General features: G+C 73.7%; 16 protein-coding genes and 1 riboswitch. Of the genes, 2 read left to right on the top strand and 14 right to left on the bottom strand.

The genetic code is table 11. From position 1 onward, the window contains the following. The first annotated feature begins 31 nt into the window (after window positions 1-31). Complete coding sequence (locus ACZ46W_RS22880; RefSeq protein ID WP_468340334.1) at window positions 32-1,963, top strand: heavy metal translocating P-type ATPase; 1,932 nt, start codon at window positions 32-34, stop codon at window positions 1,961-1,963. 27 nt (window positions 1,964-1,990) lie between these two features. Here the strand turns inward: ACZ46W_RS22880 and ACZ46W_RS22875 are convergent, their stop codons facing one another. The 14 genes from ACZ46W_RS22875 to ACZ46W_RS22810 form a co-directional block, all read right to left on the bottom strand. Beyond that, complete coding sequence (locus ACZ46W_RS22875) at window positions 1,991-3,199, bottom strand: GTP-binding protein (protein ID WP_468340331.1); 1,209 nt, start codon at window positions 3,197-3,199, stop codon at window positions 1,991-1,993. 5 nt (window positions 3,200-3,204) lie between these two features. Then, window positions 3,205-3,375 carry a 50S ribosomal protein L32 gene (gene rpmF, locus ACZ46W_RS22870; protein WP_366126995.1) on the bottom strand — a complete coding sequence of 57 codons (171 nt, stop codon included), beginning with the start codon at window positions 3,373-3,375 and terminating at the stop codon, window positions 3,205-3,207. A gap of 59 nt (window positions 3,376-3,434) precedes the next feature. Then, window positions 3,435-3,989 carry a PadR family transcriptional regulator gene (locus ACZ46W_RS22865; protein WP_468340328.1) on the bottom strand — a complete coding sequence of 185 codons (555 nt, stop codon included), beginning with the start codon at window positions 3,987-3,989 and terminating at the stop codon, window positions 3,435-3,437. A 26-nt stretch (window positions 3,990-4,015) separates the two neighbouring features. Continuing rightward, window positions 4,016-6,049: an oxidoreductase gene (locus ACZ46W_RS22860; RefSeq protein ID WP_468340325.1), complete on the bottom strand. Its 2,034-nt coding sequence runs from the start codon at window positions 6,047-6,049 to the stop codon at window positions 4,016-4,018. Window positions 6,050-6,392: 343 nt separating this feature from the next. Then, window positions 6,393-7,238 (bottom strand): energy-coupling factor ABC transporter ATP-binding protein, encoded by an 846-nt coding sequence (locus ACZ46W_RS22855; protein ID WP_468340322.1) that lies wholly within the window; start codon window positions 7,236-7,238, stop codon window positions 6,393-6,395. Next, window positions 7,235-7,984, bottom strand: a complete 750-nt coding sequence (gene cbiQ / locus ACZ46W_RS22850) for a cobalt ECF transporter T component CbiQ (protein WP_468340319.1) — start codon at window positions 7,982-7,984, stop codon at window positions 7,235-7,237. The genes ACZ46W_RS22855 and cbiQ overlap by 4 nt, the downstream gene beginning before the upstream one ends. Window positions 7,985-7,990: 6 nt before the next feature. After that, the gene (locus ACZ46W_RS22845) at window positions 7,991-8,380 is read right to left on the bottom strand and encodes an energy-coupling factor ABC transporter substrate-binding protein (RefSeq protein ID WP_468340316.1); all 390 of its coding nucleotides are present in this window, start codon (window positions 8,378-8,380) and stop codon (window positions 7,991-7,993) included. Then, window positions 8,377-9,060, bottom strand: coding sequence for an energy-coupling factor ABC transporter permease (locus ACZ46W_RS22840; protein ID WP_468341148.1), 684 nt, complete (start codon window positions 9,058-9,060; stop codon window positions 8,377-8,379). Before ACZ46W_RS22840 ends, ACZ46W_RS22845 begins: the two co-directional genes overlap by 4 nt. A gap of 30 nt (window positions 9,061-9,090) precedes the next feature. Continuing rightward, a riboswitch (cobalamin riboswitch) is annotated at window positions 9,091-9,307 on the bottom strand. 66 nt (window positions 9,308-9,373) lie between these two features. Then, window positions 9,374-9,778 (bottom strand): dihydroxyacetone kinase phosphoryl donor subunit DhaM, encoded by a 405-nt coding sequence (dhaM, locus tag ACZ46W_RS22835; protein ID WP_366127004.1) that lies wholly within the window; start codon window positions 9,776-9,778, stop codon window positions 9,374-9,376. Continuing rightward, complete coding sequence (dhaL, locus tag ACZ46W_RS22830; RefSeq protein ID WP_468341145.1) at window positions 9,775-10,389, bottom strand: dihydroxyacetone kinase subunit DhaL; 615 nt, start codon at window positions 10,387-10,389, stop codon at window positions 9,775-9,777. The genes dhaM and dhaL overlap by 4 nt, the downstream gene beginning before the upstream one ends. 8 nt (window positions 10,390-10,397) lie before the next feature. Then, entirely contained in the window at window positions 10,398-11,390 is a 993-nt protein-coding gene (gene dhaK / locus ACZ46W_RS22825) for a dihydroxyacetone kinase subunit DhaK (protein WP_468340313.1), read from the bottom strand. Between the two features lie 119 nt (window positions 11,391-11,509). Further along, window positions 11,510-12,391: a DUF6528 family protein gene (locus ACZ46W_RS22820; RefSeq protein ID WP_468340310.1), complete on the bottom strand. Its 882-nt coding sequence runs from the start codon at window positions 12,389-12,391 to the stop codon at window positions 11,510-11,512. A gap of 116 nt (window positions 12,392-12,507) precedes the next feature. Continuing rightward, on the bottom strand, window positions 12,508-13,512 hold the full coding sequence (locus tag ACZ46W_RS22815; protein ID WP_468340307.1) for a peptidoglycan-binding protein: 1,005 nt from the start codon (window positions 13,510-13,512) through the stop codon (window positions 12,508-12,510). A 1-nt stretch (window position 13,513) separates the two neighbouring features. Continuing rightward, window positions 13,514-13,681: a hypothetical protein gene (locus ACZ46W_RS22810; RefSeq protein ID WP_468340304.1), complete on the bottom strand. Its 168-nt coding sequence runs from the start codon at window positions 13,679-13,681 to the stop codon at window positions 13,514-13,516. Window positions 13,682-13,907: 226 nt separating this feature from the next. Here ACZ46W_RS22810 and ACZ46W_RS22805 point away from each other — a divergent pair, with 226 nt between their 5' ends. Further along, window positions 13,908-17,678: an nSTAND1 domain-containing NTPase gene (locus ACZ46W_RS22805; protein ID WP_468340301.1), complete on the top strand. Its 3,771-nt coding sequence runs from the start codon at window positions 13,908-13,910 to the stop codon at window positions 17,676-17,678. Window positions 17,679-17,682: the final 4 nt, after the last annotated feature.

The raw sequence follows: 17,682 nt of genomic DNA, 5'->3' as shown, positions 1-17,682 counted from the left end.
TTCCTGCCGCCCCGTGAAGAGGTGCCCGCCCATGGCTTCCCCGGTGCTCGACACCCGGACCCCGGTCCCGGCCGCCCACGCCGTGCCGCCGCCCCGCCGGACCAGGCTGTTCTCCCTGCCCGAGGTCCGCTGGGCCGCACTGTCCGCCGTCGCCTTCCTCGCCGCGTTCCCGCTCGACCTGGCCGGGGCCCCCGCGTGGGCGTGGGGCCCGCTCTACGCCGTCTGCTACGCCGCCGGCGGCTGGGAGCCCGGCTGGGCCGGCCTCCAGGCGCTGCGGGAGAAGTCCCTCGACGTCGACCTGCTGATGGTCGTCGCCGCGATCGGCGCCGCCGCGATCGGGCAGTACCTGGACGGCGGGCTGCTCATCGTCATCTTCGCCACCTCGGGCGCCCTGGAGGCCCTCGCCACCCGGCGCACCGCCGACTCGGTGCGCGGCCTGCTGGACCTGGCCCCCGCCCGGGCCGTCCGGCTGACCGCAACCGGTGAGGAGACCGTGGACGTGGCCGCCCTGCGGGTGGGCGACACCGTTCTCGTACGGCCGGGGGAGCGGCTGCCGGCGGACGGCACCGTCCTGGACGGCACGAGCGACGTCGACCAGGCCACCATCACGGGCGAGCCGCTGCCCGCCGCCAAGGCCCCCGGCGACGACGTCTTCGCGGGCACCCTCAACGGCACCGGCGCGCTGCGCGTACGGGTCGGCAAGGACGCCTCCGACTCCGTCATCGCCCGGATCGTCGCCATGGTCGAGGAGGCCAGCGCCACCAAGGCCCCCACCCAGCTCTTCATCGAGAAGATCGAACAGCGCTACTCGGCGGGCGTCGTCGCCGCGACCCTCGCGCTGTTCGCCGTGCCCCTCGCCCTCGGCGCGGACTTCACCGGGACGCTGCTGCGCGCCATGACGTTCATGATCGTCGCCTCACCGTGCGCGGTCGTGCTGGCCACCATGCCGCCGCTGCTCTCCGCGATCGCCAACGCCGGCCGGCACGGGGTCCTGATCAAGTCCGCCGTGGTGATGGAGCGCCTCGGCCAGGTGGACCGGGTCGCCCTCGACAAGACCGGCACGCTCACCGAGGGCGCGCCGCGCGTCGCCGAGGTGCGGCTGACGGGCGGGACGCTCGGCGAGCCGGAGGTCCTGACCCTGGCGGCCGCCGCCGAGCTGCCCAGCGAACACCCGCTCGGCCGCGCGGTGGTGGCCGCCGCCCGTGAACGCGGCCTTCCGGTGCCCGGCGCCACGGAGTTCTCGTCCACCCCGGGCCACGGCGTGCGGGCCCTCGTCGGCGGCCGGGAGGTCACGGTGGGCCGCCCCGCCGAACCGTCGCCCTCCGTCGCCGAACTGGAAGCCGCCGGGCACACCGCCGTCGTGGTGGCCGTCGACGGCGCGCCCGTCGCCGTGCTCGGCATCGCCGACCGGCTCCGCGACGGGGCGGCGGCCGCCGTCGCCGCCCTCACCCGGCTCAGCGGCACCGCGCCGACGCTGCTGACCGGCGACAACGACCGCGCGGCCCGGCGCGTCGCCGCCGACGCCGGCATCACCGACGTACGGGCCGGACTGCTGCCCGAGGACAAGGTCGCGGCCGTACGGGAGTGGGAACGCGCCGGGCTGCGCACCCTCGTCGTCGGCGACGGCGTCAACGACGCACCCGCGCTCGCCGCCGCGCACAGCGGCATCGCCATGGGCCGCGCCGGCTCCGACCTCGCCCTGGAGACCGCCGACGCCGTCGTCGTACGCGACGAACTGGCCACCGTCCCGGCCGTCGTCGCGCTCTCCCGGCGCGCCCGGGGGCTCGTCGTGCAGAACCTGGTGATCGCCGGGGTCTGCATCGGCGCCCTGGTCGTCTGGGACCTGGCCGGTCACCTGCCCCTCCCCCTCGGCGTGGCCGGCCACGAGGGCTCCACCGTCCTCGTCGGCCTCAACGGGCTGCGGCTGCTGCGCGAATCGGCATGGCGGAAGGCGCTGCGGTGAACCAGGAGGCATACCGCCGTGAGGCGGTCAGGCGTGCACCGCCTCGTGCTCGCACGCCTCGTCCACGCCGTGCACGTCCCAGGCCGGGAACGGGTCCGTCCACGGGCCCGTTTCGCCGTCCGTGACCAGGCAGGCGTCCAGGGCCCGGTGGAGGGCGTCGGCGCGGAGGCCGGTGCCGATGAAGACGAGTTCCTGGCCGCCGCCGTCCGGGCCGGCGTCCTCCTGGGTGCCGGAGGGCTCGAAGCGGGCCACCGAGCCCGCCTGGGACCACAGGCCGGTCACCCGGTCGCGGCCGGCGAGCCGGAAGAAGCCCTTCGAGCGGAGGACCTGGCCGAACTCCCCGCTGTCCAGGCCCTCCGTGACGAACCGCCACAGCCGCTCGGGGTGGAAGGGCCGGCCGGGTGCCCGGAAGACGGTGGAGGAGATGCCGTACTCCTCGGTCTCCGGGACGTGGTCGCCGTTGAGCTCCATGACCCAGCCGGGAGCCTGCTGGGCCCGCTCCAGGTCGAACAGGCCGGTGCCGAGGATGTCCCCCGGCGCCACCCGGCCGCGTACGGCGGTCACGGTGCGGGCGGCCGGGTTGAGGCGGGTGAGGGCGGCCGTGAGCCGGGCGGCGTCCGCCTCGCCGACCAGGTCGAGCTTGTTGACGACGATGACGTCCGCGAACTCGATCTGGTCCATCAGCAGGTCGCTGACGGTCCGCTCGTCGTCCTCGTACTGGTCCAGGCCGCGCTCCACGAGGCCGTCGCCGCCCGCCAGTTCGGGCAGGAAGTTCGCCGCGTCGACGACCGTCACCATGGTGTCCAGCCGGGCCAGGTCGCCGAGCGTGGCCCCGTCGTCGCGCGGGAAGGCGAAGGTGGCGGCGACCGGCATGGGCTCGGAGATGCCGCTGGACTCGATGAGCAGGTAGTCGAAGCGGCCCTCGCGGGCCAGCCGGTCCACCTCCTCCAGCAGGTCGTCGCGCAGGGTGCAGCAGATGCACCCGTTGGTCATCTCGACCAGCCGCTCCTCGGTGCGCGAGAGCGCCGCCTCGCCGCCGCGCACCAGGGCGGCGTCGATGTTGACCTCACTCATGTCGTTGACGATCACGGCGACCCGCAGCCCGTCCCGGTTGCTCAGGACGTGGTTGAGCAGGGTCGTCTTCCCGGCACCGAGGAAACCGGAGAGGACCGTGACCGGCAGGCGGGCGTCGGAGCCGGTCGCCGGCGCCGCCGGTGTCGCCGTGGCCGTCGTCATCGCGCTCAGCCCTCCGGGCGGATCAGGCCGCGCTCGTACGCCTTGACCAGGCGCTGGGGCACCTGGTGGACGGTGCCGTCGACCGTGACGGACACGAGCTGGGGCGTGGACGCCTTCCACTGGGCGCGGCGGTGGCGGGTGTTGGAGCGGGACATCTTCCGCTTGGGTACGGCCATGACTGCGAGACCTCCATCGTCGGTTCGGTGGCGGTCACGCTACATGAAAATGATTACCGTTAACAATCGGCGTCCCGCGCGGGCCCGTCGAACTCCGCCAGCGCCTCCGTCAGCCAGGCCGTCCAGAACCGCTCCAGCTCGATCCCCCCGCGCAGCACCAGGTGGCGCAGCCGGTCCGCCTCGGCGGTGCGACGCTCCGGCGGGAACTGCCGCTCCTCCATCCCTAGGTACTCCGCCAACTGCGCCCGGTGCAGGGCGAGATGGCGGCGCAGCTCGTCCGCGAAGCCCTCCGTCCCCACCACCGCGGCGGCGCGCAACCGCAGCAGCAGGGCGTCCCGGATCGGCTTGGGGTCCTCGCTGCGCCGCACCCACTCGGTCAGCTCCGCGCGGCCCGCCGGGAGCACCTCGTACTCCTTCTTCTGCCCCCGCGACGGAACCGGGGCGGGCAGGGCCTGGATGTGCCCCGCCTGCTCCAGTTTCCCCAGCTCGCGGTAGATCTGCTGGTGCGTGGCCGACCAGAAGTAGCCGATCGAGCGGTCGAAGCGGCGGGTCAGCTCCAGACCCGAGGACGGCTTTTCGAGCAGGGCGGTGAGGATCGCGTGCGGGAGTGACATGACCGCATCCTAGGGACGCGGGGCCGTCACAGGGTCGCCGCCAGCCTCGTCCCCTGGTCGATGGCGCGCTTGGCGTCCAGCTCCGCCGCCACGTCCGCGCCGCCGATGAGGTGCGCGGACGCCCCGGCCGCGACGAGCTCCTCGTACAGCTCGCGCCGCGGCTCCTGGCCCGTGCACAGCACCACCGTGTCGACCGGGACCGTGCGCGCCTCGCCGTCCACGGTGATGTGCAGGCCCTCGTCGTCGATCCGCTCGTACGTCGCGCCCGCGACCATGGTCACGCCCCGGTGCTTGAGCTCGGTGCGGTGGATCCAGCCCGTGGTCTTGCCGAGGCCCGCGCCGACCTTGGACGTCTTGCGCTGGAGCAGGTGCACCGTGCGCGGCGGCTTCGGCCGCTCCGGGGCGCGCAGTCCGCCGCGCCCGGCGTAGGAGGTGTCGACGCCCCACTGCCGGAAGTACGTCTCGGCGTCCCGGCTCGCGCCCTCGCCGCCGTCGGTGAGGAACTCCGCCACGTCGAAGCCGATGCCGCCGGCCCCGATGATCGCGACCCGCTCGCCGACCGGCGCGCCGTCGCGCAGCACGTCCAGGTAGCTGACCACGGACGGGTGGTCGACGCCCTCGATGGCGGGGGTGCGCGGGGTGACACCGGTGGCGACGACCACCTCGTCGTAAGCGGTGAGCAGCTCGGCCGTGGCGTACGTGCCCAGTTTCACGTCCACGCCGCGCAGTTCGAGCTGCGTACGGAAGTAGCGCAGCGTCTCGTCGAACTCCTCCTTGCCCGGCACCCGCTTGGCGATGTTGAGCTGCCCGCCGATCTCGTGCGCCGCGTCGAACAGCGTGACGTCATGGCCGCGTTCGGCGGCGCTCACCGAGCAGGCGAGCCCGGCCGGGCCCGCGCCGACCACCGCGACGCGCTTGCGAAGCCGGGTGGGGGAGAGGACCAGTTCGGTCTCGTGGCAGGCGCGCGGGTTGACCAGGCAGGAGGTGATCTTCCCGCTGAAGGTGTGGTCCAGGCAGGCCTGGTTGCAGCCGATGCAGGTGTTGATGGCCTCCGGCCGGCCCTCGGCGGCCTTGGCCACGAAGTCGGGGTCGGCGAGGAAGGGGCGGGCCATCGAGACCATGTCCGCGCGGCCCTCGGCGAGGATGCTCTCGGCGACCTCGGGGGTGTTGACGCGGTTGCTGGTGATCAGGGGGATGGACACCGAGCCCATCAGCCGCTTGGTGACCCAGGTGTACGCGCCGCGCGGCACGGAGGTGGCGATGGTGGGGATGCGGGCCTCGTGCCAGCCGATGCCCGTGTTGATCATCGTGGCGCCGGCCGCCTCGATCTCCTTGGCGAGCGCGACGACCTCCTCCAGCGACGAGCCGCCCGGCACCAGGTCCAGCATGGAGAGCCGGTAGATCAGGATGAAGTCCTCGCCGAGCCGCTCGCGCGTGCGGCGGACGATCTCCAGCGGGAAGCGGACGCGGTTCTCGTAGGCGCCGCCCCAGCGGTCGGTCCGGTGGTTGGTCGCCGCCGCGATGAACTCGTTGATCAGGTAGCCCTCGGAGCCCATGATCTCGACGCCGTCGTACCCGGCCGACTTCGCCAGCTCGGCCGCCCGCACATAGTCCTCGATGGTCTGCTCGACCTCGGCGTCGGTCAGCTCGTTCGGCACGAAGGGGCTGATCGGGGCCTGGATGGCGCTCGGCGCGACCAGGTCGCGGTGGTAGGCGTACCGCCCGAAGTGCAGGATCTGCATCGCGATCCGCCCGCCCGCCTCGTGCACGGCGTCGGTCACGGCGCGGTGCTTCGCGGCCTCCTCCTCGGTGGTGAGCTTGGCCCCGCCCTCGTACGGCCGCCCCGCGTCGTTGGGCGCGATGCCACCGGTCACGATCAGCCCGACGCCGCCACGGGCGCGCTCGGCGTAGAAGGCGGCCATGCGCGCGAAGCCGTTCTCGGCCTCCTCCAGGCCGACGTGCATCGACCCCATGAGCACCCGGTTGGGCAGCGTGGTGAACCCGAGGTCCAAGGGCTCGAGCAGGTGCGGATACGGGGCCGGGGCCGGGGTCGCAGTCATGGGGGCGCCTCCTCGCGCGATGTCGTCGCCCCAGTTGTAGACGACCCCGGGCGCCTTGTGCAACAAGTTGCATAACGATCGGCGAGTGACCTGCGCTACGTGCCCGGCGGCCGCGCCAGGAGCTTGCGCCGCCTGCCTTCGGTGTCTTTGCAGGGCGGGACCTGCCCGCCGTGTCCGGCGGGAGCACTCCGTCGCAGGCGTCACGGGCGGGCATCCGGCCCTGGGCGCAAGGCCCGGCGACGTAACCGCCCACGCCCGGCACCACCGCGGCCGCCACCGGGGTCGCGACCCGGCGCCGCACGCGGCCCCCTGCCGACTCGTCCGTGCCGAGCGAGGCATCCCCCTACCCGCCCCGTACCGCCGCCGCCCAGTCCTCCAGCTCCTCCGGGGTGCGCGGGCCCGCCTCCGCCGGTCCCAGCAGGCCCCGCTCCCGCAGCACCCGGGCCACCGCCATGCCCCAGGGGCGGCGCAGACCGGCGGCGTCCAGCAGGTCCTGGTCGGCCAGCAGTTCCGCCACCGGGCCGGTGCGGAGGCCGTCGGGGGTGAGGACGGCCGCGTCGTCGGCCCAGCGCAGCGCCAGGTCCACGTCGTGCGTCGCCATCACGACCGTCGTACCGGCGGCCCGCAGCCGGTCCAGGACGGCCAGCAGCCGTTCCTGGCCGTGCGGGTCGAGGCCGGCCGTCGGCTCGTCGAGCACCAGGACCCGGGGCCGCATGGCCACCGCGCCCGCGATGGCGGCCCGCTTGCGCTGCCCGTACGACAGCAGGTGCGTCGGGCGGTCCTCCAGCGCCGTGATGTCCAGCGCCTCCAGGGACTCGCGCACCCGCTCCCGCACCTCCGGCTCCGAAAGACCCAGGTTCATCGGCCCGAACGACACGTCCTGGCCCACGGACGCCGCGAAGAGCTGGTCGTCCGGGTCCTGCACGACGAGCTGCACCGTCGTCCGCAGGCGGGTCAGCCCCGCCCTGTCGTACGACACCTCCCGCCCCTCCAGGCACAACCGCCCGCTCGCGCACCTGAGGCCACCGCTCAGCAGCCGCAGCATCGTCGTCTTGCCGCTGCCGTTGCGGCCGAGCAGCGCGATGGACCGTCCTTCGGGCACGGCGAAGTCGACGCCCCGGAGGACGGCGGGGCCGTCCTCGTAGGCGTACCCCGCACCGACGAGCTCCACGACGGCGGAAGGAGTCACGGCAGCAACCTTTCGAGTACGTGAGTGAGGGCGACGAGACCCACGAGCAGCGCGGCGGTCGCGCCCAGGAACCGCCCGGAAACGACCGCCCGCGGCACCAGCACCCGCAGCGTGCCGTCGTAACCGCGCCCGGCCAGGCCCGTCTGGAGCCGCGCCGCCCGGTCGAAGGCGCGCACGAACGCCGTCGCGCCCAGGCCCGCGAGCGAGCGCCAGGTGGCCGCCCGGCTGGTCAGCCCGAGCCGCGCCGTCTGCGCCTCCCGGACCCGCCGTACCGCGTCCAGCAGCAGGAAGCTGATCCGGTACATCACCAGCGCCACGTCCACCACCGCGGCCGGCACGCCCGCCCGCACCAGCCGGGGCAGCACGTCGGACACCGGCGTGGTGAACGCGAACAGCAGCACGCCCAGCGAGGCCGCCGACGTGCGCAGCAGCAACTGCCCCGCGTGCACCGGCCCGTCCGGCGCCAGCGAGACCAGCCCGCCCGCGCCGCCCACCTGGAACAGCAGCGGCACCGCGCCCGTCACGCAGAAGCCGAGCGGGATGCGCCACGCCCGCCAGAGCTGCCGCGGCGCGACCCCGGCCGGGCCGAGCAGCACCGCCACGGTGGCAGCCGCCACGAGGACCGCGCCCGGCCACGGCGGCAGACAGATCGCGAGCACCGTCAGACCGAAGCCGAGCACGGCCTTCTCGCACGGGTGACGGCGGCGCCAGCGACTGCTGTGCGCCGCCGCGTCGATCGGCAGCACCGGCGGCTACGCGGAGGGCTGCCGGTCGGCTGCGCCCGCGGCGTCGTCCGGCGCACCGGCGTCCGGCGCCTGCGCACCCCCGGCCCCCGCCAGCGCCTTGGCCTCGCCCTGCCGGCGACCGCGCCGCAGCCCGAAGTAGTACGCCAGCACGCCCGCGCCCAAGGCGGCCTGGAGCGAGAACAGCGCCGACTCCACCTCACCGGACGGCGGCTCGTACAGCGGGCTGAACCACGGCTTGTAGTCCGGGTGCGACTCGGTGATCGCCGTCTCGGCCTGTCCGTCGGCGCCCGTGAATGGCTCCTCCTTGTGGTCGCCCATGCCCAGGGCGAGCGGGAGGACGGCGAGCGCCACCACGACGAGCAGCAGCAGTGTGTTGATCCTGGCGTTGCGGCTCATCGGACCACGGCCTCCTTCTTCACCGGCAGGACACCGAGGCGGGCCAGATCGCCCTTGCTGGACTGCATCAGCAGCCGCATCACCAGCACGGTGAGCAGGCCCTCGCTGACGGCCAGCGGGATCTGCGTGACGGCGAAGATGCCGCCGAACTTCGCCAGCGCACCGGCCACACCGCTGCCCGGGTCCGGGAACGCCAGCGCGAGCTGCACGCTGGTGACGCAGTACGTGGACAGGTCGGCGACGAACGCGCCGAAGAACACGCTCACCATCAGCGGCACGTCGAACCGGCGCAGCAGCCAGTACGTGCCGAAGCCCGCCCACGGCCCGACGATCGCCATCGAGAAGGCGTTGGCGCCCAGGGTCGTCAGGCCGCCGTGCGCCAGCAGCAGCGCCTGGAAGAGCAGCGTGATGGTGCCCAGCACCGCCATGATCGGCGGCCGGAACAGGATCGCGCCCAGGCCCGTACCGGTCGGGTGCGAGCAACTGCCCGTCACCGAAGGGATCTTCAGGGCGGACAGGACGAAGGTGAAGGCACCGGACGCGCCGAGCAGGAGAGTCGATTCGGGATTGGCCTTGACCTCCCGGGTCAGGGCCCGGACGCCATGGGCGACGAAGGGAGCGGCGGCGACGGTCCAGGCGACCGCGTGCACAGGGGGCAGATACCCCTCGGCGATATGCATGATGTGGGAGACCCTCTCCAGCACCTCGTGGATGGACAACGCGCCCTGGCCGGTCTCCTGGCTGACGGGATGGCATGGGGGCATGCCGCCGCGACTCCGCCTTCCCGGACCCCGCGGTCTCCCGCGGTGTTCCAGTGGCTTCCCGGGGTGGTTTCCCAGGGAGTGGAGCCGGACTTCCCGATCACAGTGGCGAGGGCCGCACCGGTACCGCACCGGTTTCCCGTACACCAAGGCCCTGCGACAGTAGTGCGTTGACCAGGTACATCACAACCCGCACACCGGTGCGGGCACCGGCTCCACCCACCGGACGCCGTCATTCCTTGCGATAGCCGTACGCCTCCGACGCGGCCGTCACCACCGCGTCCAGGTCACCGCCCGCCGACGCCGTGACCACCGCCGCCACCGCGCCCTCCACGAACGGGGCGTCCACCAGCCGCGTACCGTCGGGCAGCTCGTCGCCCTCCGCGAGCAGGGCCTTCACCGTCAGGACCGCGCTGCCCAGGTCCACCAGGACGGCCACCCCCGCCCCGCCGTCGACCTCCGTCGCCGCCTGGGTGATCAGCTCCGCGCTGGTGCCGAGCCCGCCGTCCGGGGTGCCGCCCGCCGCCGCCACCGGCACGGTCCCACCGCCGCCGGCGAGGCCCCGGGCCAGCTCGGCGACGGACGACGCGACCGCCGCGCTGTGCGAGACGAGCACGATGCCCACCCGCGCGCTCACCGCGCCCCCTCCGCCTCGGCGAGGGCGGCGATCAGCAGGGCCGAGGACGTGGCGCCCGGGTCCTGGTGACCGACGCTGCGCTCACCGAGGTAGCTGGCCCTGCCCTTGCGGGCGAGCATCGGTACGGTCGCCAGCGCCCCCTGGTTCGCGGCCTCGGCCGCCGCCGCGAACGACTCACCGAGCGACTCGGTCAGCGACGCGACGGCCGGCTCCAGCGCGTCCAGCATCGTCTTGTCCCCGGCCGCCGCCCCGCCGAGCTGCGCCACCGCCGCCACACCCGCCCGCAGCGCCTCGGCGAGCTGCACCGGCGCCACCTCGGCGGCGTCGCCCAGCGCCTTGCCGGTGCGCCGCAGCAGCGTCCCGTACAAGGGGCCCGACGCGCCGCCGACCGTCGAGATGAGCTGCCGCCCCGCGAGCACCAGCACGGCCCCCGGCGTGCCGGGCGGCTCGTCCTGAAGGGCCTTGACCACCGCGGCGAAACCGCGTTGCAGATTGGCGCCGTGGTCGGCGTCACCGATCGCCGAGTCCAGCTCGGTGAGCCGGCCGGCCTCCCGGTCCACGGCCGCGGCCGCGGTCGTCATCCAGCGCCGGAAGAACTCCGCGTCGAGCACCACGGGCCTCACATTCCCCACCGCAGTGCGGCCGTCCGCACCGGCGCGTCCCACAGCCGGAGCATCTCCTCGTCCGCCTCGCACAGGGTCACCGAACAGCCGGCCATGTCGAGCGAGGTCACGTAGTTGCCGACCAGCGTACGGGCCACGGCCACGCCCCGCTCGCCCAGCACCCGCTGGACCTCGGCGTTGAACCCGTACAGCTCCAGCAACGGCGTCGCCCCCATGCCGTTGACGAGCACCAGCACCGGGCCGCCGGGCCTCAGGTCCTCCAGCACGGCGTCCACCGCGAAGTCGGCGATCTCCCGCGCGGTCATCATGGGCCGCCGCTCCCGGCCCGGCTCGCCGTGGATCCCGACGCCCAACTCCAGCTCACCGGGCGGCAGGTCGAACGTCGGGCTGCCCTTCGCGGGCGTGGAGCAGGCGCTCAGCGCCACGCCGAAGCTGCGCGAACCGGCGTTCACCCGCCGGGCGATCGCCTCCACCCGCTCCAGCGGGGCACCCTCCTCGGCGGCCGCGCCGGCGATCTTCTCCACGAACAGCGTGGCCCCGGTCCCGCGCCGCCCGGCCGTGTACGTACTGTCCGACACGGCCACGTCGTCGTCCACCAGGACCTTGGCGACCTGCACGCCCTCGTCCTCGGCGAGCTCGGCCGCCATCTCGAAGTTCAGGACGTCGCCGGTGTAGTTCTTGACGACGAACAGCACGCCCCGCCCGCTGTCCACGGCCGCCGCCGCCCGCACCATCTGGTCCGGCACGGGCGAGGTGAACACCTCGCCGGGACAGGCGGCCGCCAGCATCCCCGGCCCGACGAACCCGGCGTGCAGCGGCTCGTGCCCGGACCCGCCCCCCGACACCAGGGCCACCTTCCCGGCGACCGGAGCGTCGCGCCGTACGACGACCCGGTTCTCCACGTCCACGGTGAGTTCGGGATGCGCGGCCGCGATCCCGCGCAGCGCGTCGGCGACGACGGTCTCGGGTACGTTGATGAGCATTCTCAACGGTGCCTCCCGGCAAGAGTGTCGGACACGCCCGAGGCTACCCGCGCGGTGCCCGGGGCGCAGTCGGTGTGCTCCGGCGGCCGGGCGGCCGGGAGCACACCGTGCCGCACCCCCGTCGCTCAGTGGAACCGGGTGGTGTAGATCCGCGCCTTGTAGATCTGGGCGCCCTGCCGGGTGCGGTTGCCCCCGGCGGAGAAGTGGACGGTCGAACCGCCCCAGACCGAGTCCTCGATGTCGGGGTCGGCCGTCCACATCGCCTGGCCGCCGGCGTGCCGGACGTAGGACTTCACATACGGCATCTTGGCGATGACGGTGGCGGCCCGGGTCGCCTTGTCGACCGAGTAGACACGGTGGCTGTCGGTGACCAGCAGGGTGCCCGGCCGGGCGTAGTCGGGCTGGATGTCGTGGCCGTTCCCGGCGATGGTGATGTCGGGGCCGTGCTTCTCCAGCCGCGCATCCCGCAGCTTGCCCTTGACGCGGTACGTGCGGATCAGCGTGCCGCCGGTGACCCACAGCAGCTCGTTCTGCTCGTCCCACAGCACCCCGTGGGCCTTGGTGAAGGTGAGCGTCTGCACCTCCTTGAGCGTGGCCGGGTCGCTGCTGGAGGGGCCGAAGACGTGCAGCCGGTCGCGCGAGCCGGCCACCACGACCGTGCCGGCGTGGGGCACCCGCTCGATGCTGTGCGGGTAGCTGGTGATACGGGCCGACCACATCAGGTCGGCGCGGGTCAGGTGGGTCTTGTCCGTCATGTTGACGATGCCGGCCCGGCCCTCGCCCGGTTTGCCGAACGTCATCAGGGCGATGGCCCCGTACCGCTGGGTCTCCCTGAAGCGGATCTCGAACGGGTGGTCCCAGCCGGGCGCGTTGCCCGTGCTGAAGCTCCACCGCACATTGGCGTCGGTGAACTGGGCCGTCCGGTCGAAGACGAGGACCTGGCCCTTCTTCTGCTCGGTGATGGCCACCTTGTAGGCGGCAGCGGCCTGGGCCGCCGATGCGTCCATCTGGCGTCCTCCCTGGACTCTCGCGGAACTCTCGCGTCGGGTGACCGGGACAGCGGGGCCGGGCGTCCCCTCGTGTGACGCCCAGCCCCCCGGTCTCCCGGTCGGTGCTGCTCGCGTCAGAAGGAGCCCGCGTTCAGGGCCTTCTGGAGCAGGCGGGTGGTGTCGGCGTCCCAGGTGCCGCTCAGCGCGGAACCGAGGTGACGCTGGAGGGCGGTGATCGTCTCCGGACCGACGATGCCGTCCGCCTTGGCCTTCACGTAACGCTGGAGCGCCGTGATGGTCAGCGGCCCGAAGGCGCCGTCCACCTCCAGCCCGGCCTTGGCCTTGTCGTTCAGCGCCCGCTGGAGCGCGGCGCAGGTGGCCGGCCCGAACTGGCCGTCGACCTCCAGGGCGCCGGTCTTGGCCACCACGGCCATGGGCCGGATCGGCTTGTTGCGCCCGGCGAGGACCGCCTTCATCATCGCCGCCGTGCTCGGCCCGTACGCCCCGTCGACGGGCAGCTTGTGCTTGGCCTGGAAGGCCTTCAGGGCCTTCTCGGTGGCCGGTCCGAAGTCACCGTCCACGGCGAGCTTCGCGTTCTGCACCGTGTTGAGGTTCTTCTGGAGCGTCTTGACCGCCTGCCCCTTCGAACCCCGGCGCAGGATGCCGTCGTTGCCCGGCATCGGAGCGCTGCCGCCCTTGTAGGCGGGCCGGCCGTAGCCCACGATGCAGGCGGAGTTGCGGCGCCGGCGGAGGAAGGCGTTGGATGTGTTGCCCTCCAGGGTGGTGATGGTGCGGTTCTTGTGGACCGCCTCGACGATGCCCACGTGGTCGATCCGGCTGATGGAGCGCGAGCCGGACCAGTCGAAGAACACGATGTCGCCGGGCCGGATGCCGCCGATGCCGTAGTGGAAGCGGCCCTTCTTCTGGAAGGCCTTGGCGTGGGCGGTGGTCAGCGCGAACTTGCCCATGACGGCGGGCAGGTTGTCGGAGTGGGCGGCCGCGTAGCTGACCGCCATGTCGCACCACGGTCCGGTGAACCCGTACCAGCGCGTGATGTGGTTGCGGTTGGAGCCGGGCGGGTTCTCCCTGGTGCCCAGCAGCTTGCGGGCGGCGCGCAGCATGCCCTGAACGTTCCCCATGTCAGATCTCCACGTCTTCCGGAAGGGCCTCGATGTCTCCGGTCACCTCGTCGTCGGGGTTCTGGCTGACGCCGGTCTGGTCCGGGTCGACGTCGAAGATCCCCGCCCCGCCGACCGGGTACGGCACGTCCTCCACGGGCTCGGTGGCCACCTCTACGGGCTCGGTCATGAGCCATTCCTCTCTCTCGTCCGCTGTGTGCGGAGCGTCGGTGCGGCACCCCGGCGGGGGCCGCTCGACACCGAGTCCACCGGCCGGCGCGTTGATAAGCAGGCCCTGTTCGCGCTGGTAATCAATCCGCCACCCGGGCGCGCGCCGCCTTGGTCACCGCAAGGCGGCGTCCTAGCGTGGCGACGACCACAAGGTGCCGCACCAACGAGGCCACGGGGGGCTGGAGATGGGTCGTCGTGAGAATCCGCTCGATCCCGAAGCGGGACCGGTCGAGCGGTTCGCGGTGGAGTTACGCGCGCTGCGTGCCGGGGCCGGCGGCCCCACCTACCGGGCGATGGCGCGGCAGTCGTCGTACTCCGCGCCCGCGCTGTCGCAGGCGGCGTCGGGGGAGAAGCTGCCGACGCTCGCGGTGACCCTCGCCTACGTGGCGGCGTGCGGCGGGGACGCGGCGGAGTGGGAGAAGCGGTGGCACGCCGTGGCGGAGGAGGTCGCCGCGGTCCCGCAGCAGGACGCGGAGGGCGAGGATCCGCCGTACCGGGGACTGGCGCGGTTCGAGCCGGGCGACGCGGAGGTGTTCTTCGGGCGTGCCCCGCTGGTGGACGGCCTGCTGGAGCTGACCCGCACGCACCGCTGCACGGCGGTCATCGGGCCCTCGGGCAGCGGCAAGTCCTCACTGCTGCGGGCCGGGCTGATACCCCGGCTGCGGCAGGCGACGGAGCCGGAATGGCGACCGGCGGCCATCCGCATCCTCACCCCGGGCGAACACCCCGTGCGCACGCACGCGGCGAAACTGCGACCGGCCCCCGGCCCGGGGGACACCCACGTACTGGTGGACCAGTTCGAGGAGGTCTTCACCCTCTGCCCCGACCCCGCCGAGCGGGCCGAGTTCATCGCCGCGCTCCTCGCGGCCCGGGAGCCCGGCAGCCGGCTGCGCGTGATCCTCGGGATACGCGCGGACTTCTTCGGACGGTGCCTCGAACACCCCGGCCTGGTGGACGTGTTGCGCGACGCCGGCGTACCCGTCGGCCCGATGCGCCCCGAGGAACTGCGGGAGGCGATCGTCAAGCCCGCCGCCGCACGGGGCCTGATCGTGGAGCGCACACTGACCGCGCAGCTCGTGGAGGAGGTCGCCGGCGAGCCGGGCGGCCTGCCGCTGCTCTCGCACGCCCTGCTGGAGACCTGGCGCAGACGCTCCGGCAGAACGCTCACCCTCCGGGCGTACGAGGCCGCCGGCGGCGTGCGGGGCGCCATCGCCCAGACGGCCGAGGAGCTGTACGCCGGGCTCGACGAGGAGCGGGCCACCCTCACCCGGCGCGTCCTGCTGCGGCTGATAGCCCCCGGCGACGGAACCGCCGACACCCGCCGCCCGGTGGACCGCGCCGAACTGGAGACGGGCGGCCCCGAACGCGCCGCTGAGGTCGACGCGGTCCTGGACCGCCTGGCCCGCGCCCGGCTGATCACCCTGGACGGCGACACCGTCCACCTCGCCCACGAGGCACTGATCACCGGATGGCCCCGGCTCACCGCCTGGATCGAGGACGACCGCAACCGGCTGCGCGTCCTGCGCCGCCTCACCCAGGCCGCCGTCGCCTGGCGGGACCTCGGCCGGGACAGCGGAGCGCTGTACCGCGGAGTGCGACTGGCCGAGGCCGAGGAGCACTTCGGCACCACCGCCCGCGGCGGGGACCTGACACCGCTGGAGCGGGAGTTCCTCGAAGCGGGCCGCGCCACGCGCACCCGGGAACGCCGCCGCCACCGCGGCCTGGTCGGCTCCGCCGTCCTGCTGCTGGTCCTCGCCCTGATCGGCGGCACGGTCGCGTGGCAGCAGAGCCGGGCCGGCGAACACGAGCGCGTGGCGGCCGCGGCACGCCGCGCCGCGACGGCCGCCGACGGACTGCGCCCCTCCGACCCGCGTACCGCGCTGCGCCTCAGCGTGGCCGCCTGGCAACTGAGCCGCACACCGGAGACCCGCTCGGCCCTGCTGGGCGCGCTGGCGCAGCCCGAGCAGCCCCCGTTCACCCCGCCGGGGAGCTCGGCGGACTCGCAGGCGATGAGCGCGGACGGCCGGACGCTGGTGGGCGGAAGCGGGAACAAGGTCATCGTGTGGGACCTTCGCACCCGGCAGCGCGTGGGCACCTACCGGACACCGCCCGACCAGGACCTTTCCATGCTCGGCTCGCACATGTCCCCCGACGGCGGGCTCCTGGCGGTCGACCTCCCCACCCGCGTGGGCGTGCGACTGTGGGACGTCCGGGCTCAGCGCTACCACGGCCCGCCCATCGGGCCCGGTGACACCGTGATCGCCGATTCCGACGCCGAATCGGCGTCCACCGGCTTCGCGGCGGCCGCCCACGCCCGTGGGTTCAGCTCCAGCGGCCACTCCATGGTTTTCGGCGTGGACGACCGCCTGGAGGTGTGGGACGTACGCAGTGGCACACGGCAATTCAGCCGGTCGTTCCCGGGACCCGGGGAGCCGGCCTGGGGCGATGTCTCCCCGGACGGCCGACTGCTCGCCCTGTGCGTCTCGGACCGACTGCAACTGTGGGACGTACGCGCCGACCGCCGGGCGGACACGGGCTGGACCGGTCGGCCGTCCTGCGGGACGGACCTTTCCCCGTGGTTCACCCCGGACGGGCGGGCCCTCGCCCTCCAGGACCGGTACGGCCTCCGGCGCGTCGACGTCTCCTCCGGCAAGGAGCTGCCGAGGCTCGAACAGGTCGCTCCCGTCGCCTTCACCTTCAGCCCCGACGGGAGGTTCGCCGCCGGAATCGGCTCCGGCGACATCCTCCTGTGGCGCCTCGACCGCCCCCATGGCCCCGTCTTCCGGCACCCGGTCGCGGAGGACCGGCCCAAGGACGTGCGCATCGACGTGCGGGCGCGCGTGCTGCGCTACACCACGGAAGGCGCCGACAGCACCGCACGGACCGTGCGCAGCCTTGATGTGGGCAAGGCCCTTGCCTCCTCCTGGCAGGGCGTCACCGCGACCCAAGCCGTCCACAGCGCCGATGGCGGAGTCGTCGCCTTCGCCCGCGCCGGCCGCTTGGTTCTCCTGGACGGCCGCACGGGTCGGCACCTGGCCGCGATCCCCGTGAAGCCGGCGGGCGGTGACAACGCGGATTCCCGCGTACTGATGTCGTTGAGCGCCGACGGGAGGCGCCTGGCCTTCGGCCGGGACGGGGACGAAGTCCTGGACCAGCCCACCCGGATCACCATATGGGACACCGTCCGGAACCGGCGGCTGGCGGACATCGCCCCGTCGTCCGAGGAGTCCACGTTCACCGGGCTGGCGCTCAGCCCCGACGGCCGGACGCTGATGACGACGGGCGACCCGGACGGCCGGATCGCGGTGTGGGACACCGGCAACGGCAAGCACCTGCGTGGGCTGAGTCCGGGGAAGGCGGACGGTCCGTTCGAAGAGCTGGGCGCGCTGTCCGCCATGTCGCCCGACGGCGACATCGTCCTCACCGACACGGGGGACCTCATCCGTACGACGGGAAAGGGCAGCGAGCGCACCGCGCTGGAGAACTGCGCGTGCCTCACTGTCTTCAGCCCCGCCGGTGACCGCGCCGCCGTGGTCGACTCGGCGGCCGCCATCACCCTGTGGGACGGGCGGCTGCGCACCTCACTGGGGCTGCTCTCCGGCGGCCTGTCCAAGGGCATGCCCGGCGTGGCCGAGGAGACCACCGCCGTGGCCTTCTCGCCCGACGGCTCCATCCTGGCCGCGGCGGGGTCGTACGGCACGGTGCGCCTGTGGGACGTCGCCTCCCAGCAGCCGCTGGGCGCCACCCTGCCCGGCGCGGGGGACGCCATCCTCTCGCTCGCGTTCAGTGAGGACGGCGGCACCCTGTACGCGGCGGGGGCGCGGGTCCCCGTCCAGCGGTACGACATCGACCCGGCGCGGGCGGTCGCGGAGGTGTGCCGCCGCGCCGGGGGGACGCTCTCGCCCGCCGAATGGCGGACGTACCTCCCGGACATCCCCTACCGGGACGTGTGCTGAGCGC

This window comes from Streptomyces sp. NPDC031064, from assembly GCF_055570965.1.
The sequence above is the reverse complement of the archived record's forward strand: the minus strand, read 5'-3'. Positions and strand labels throughout refer to the sequence as shown.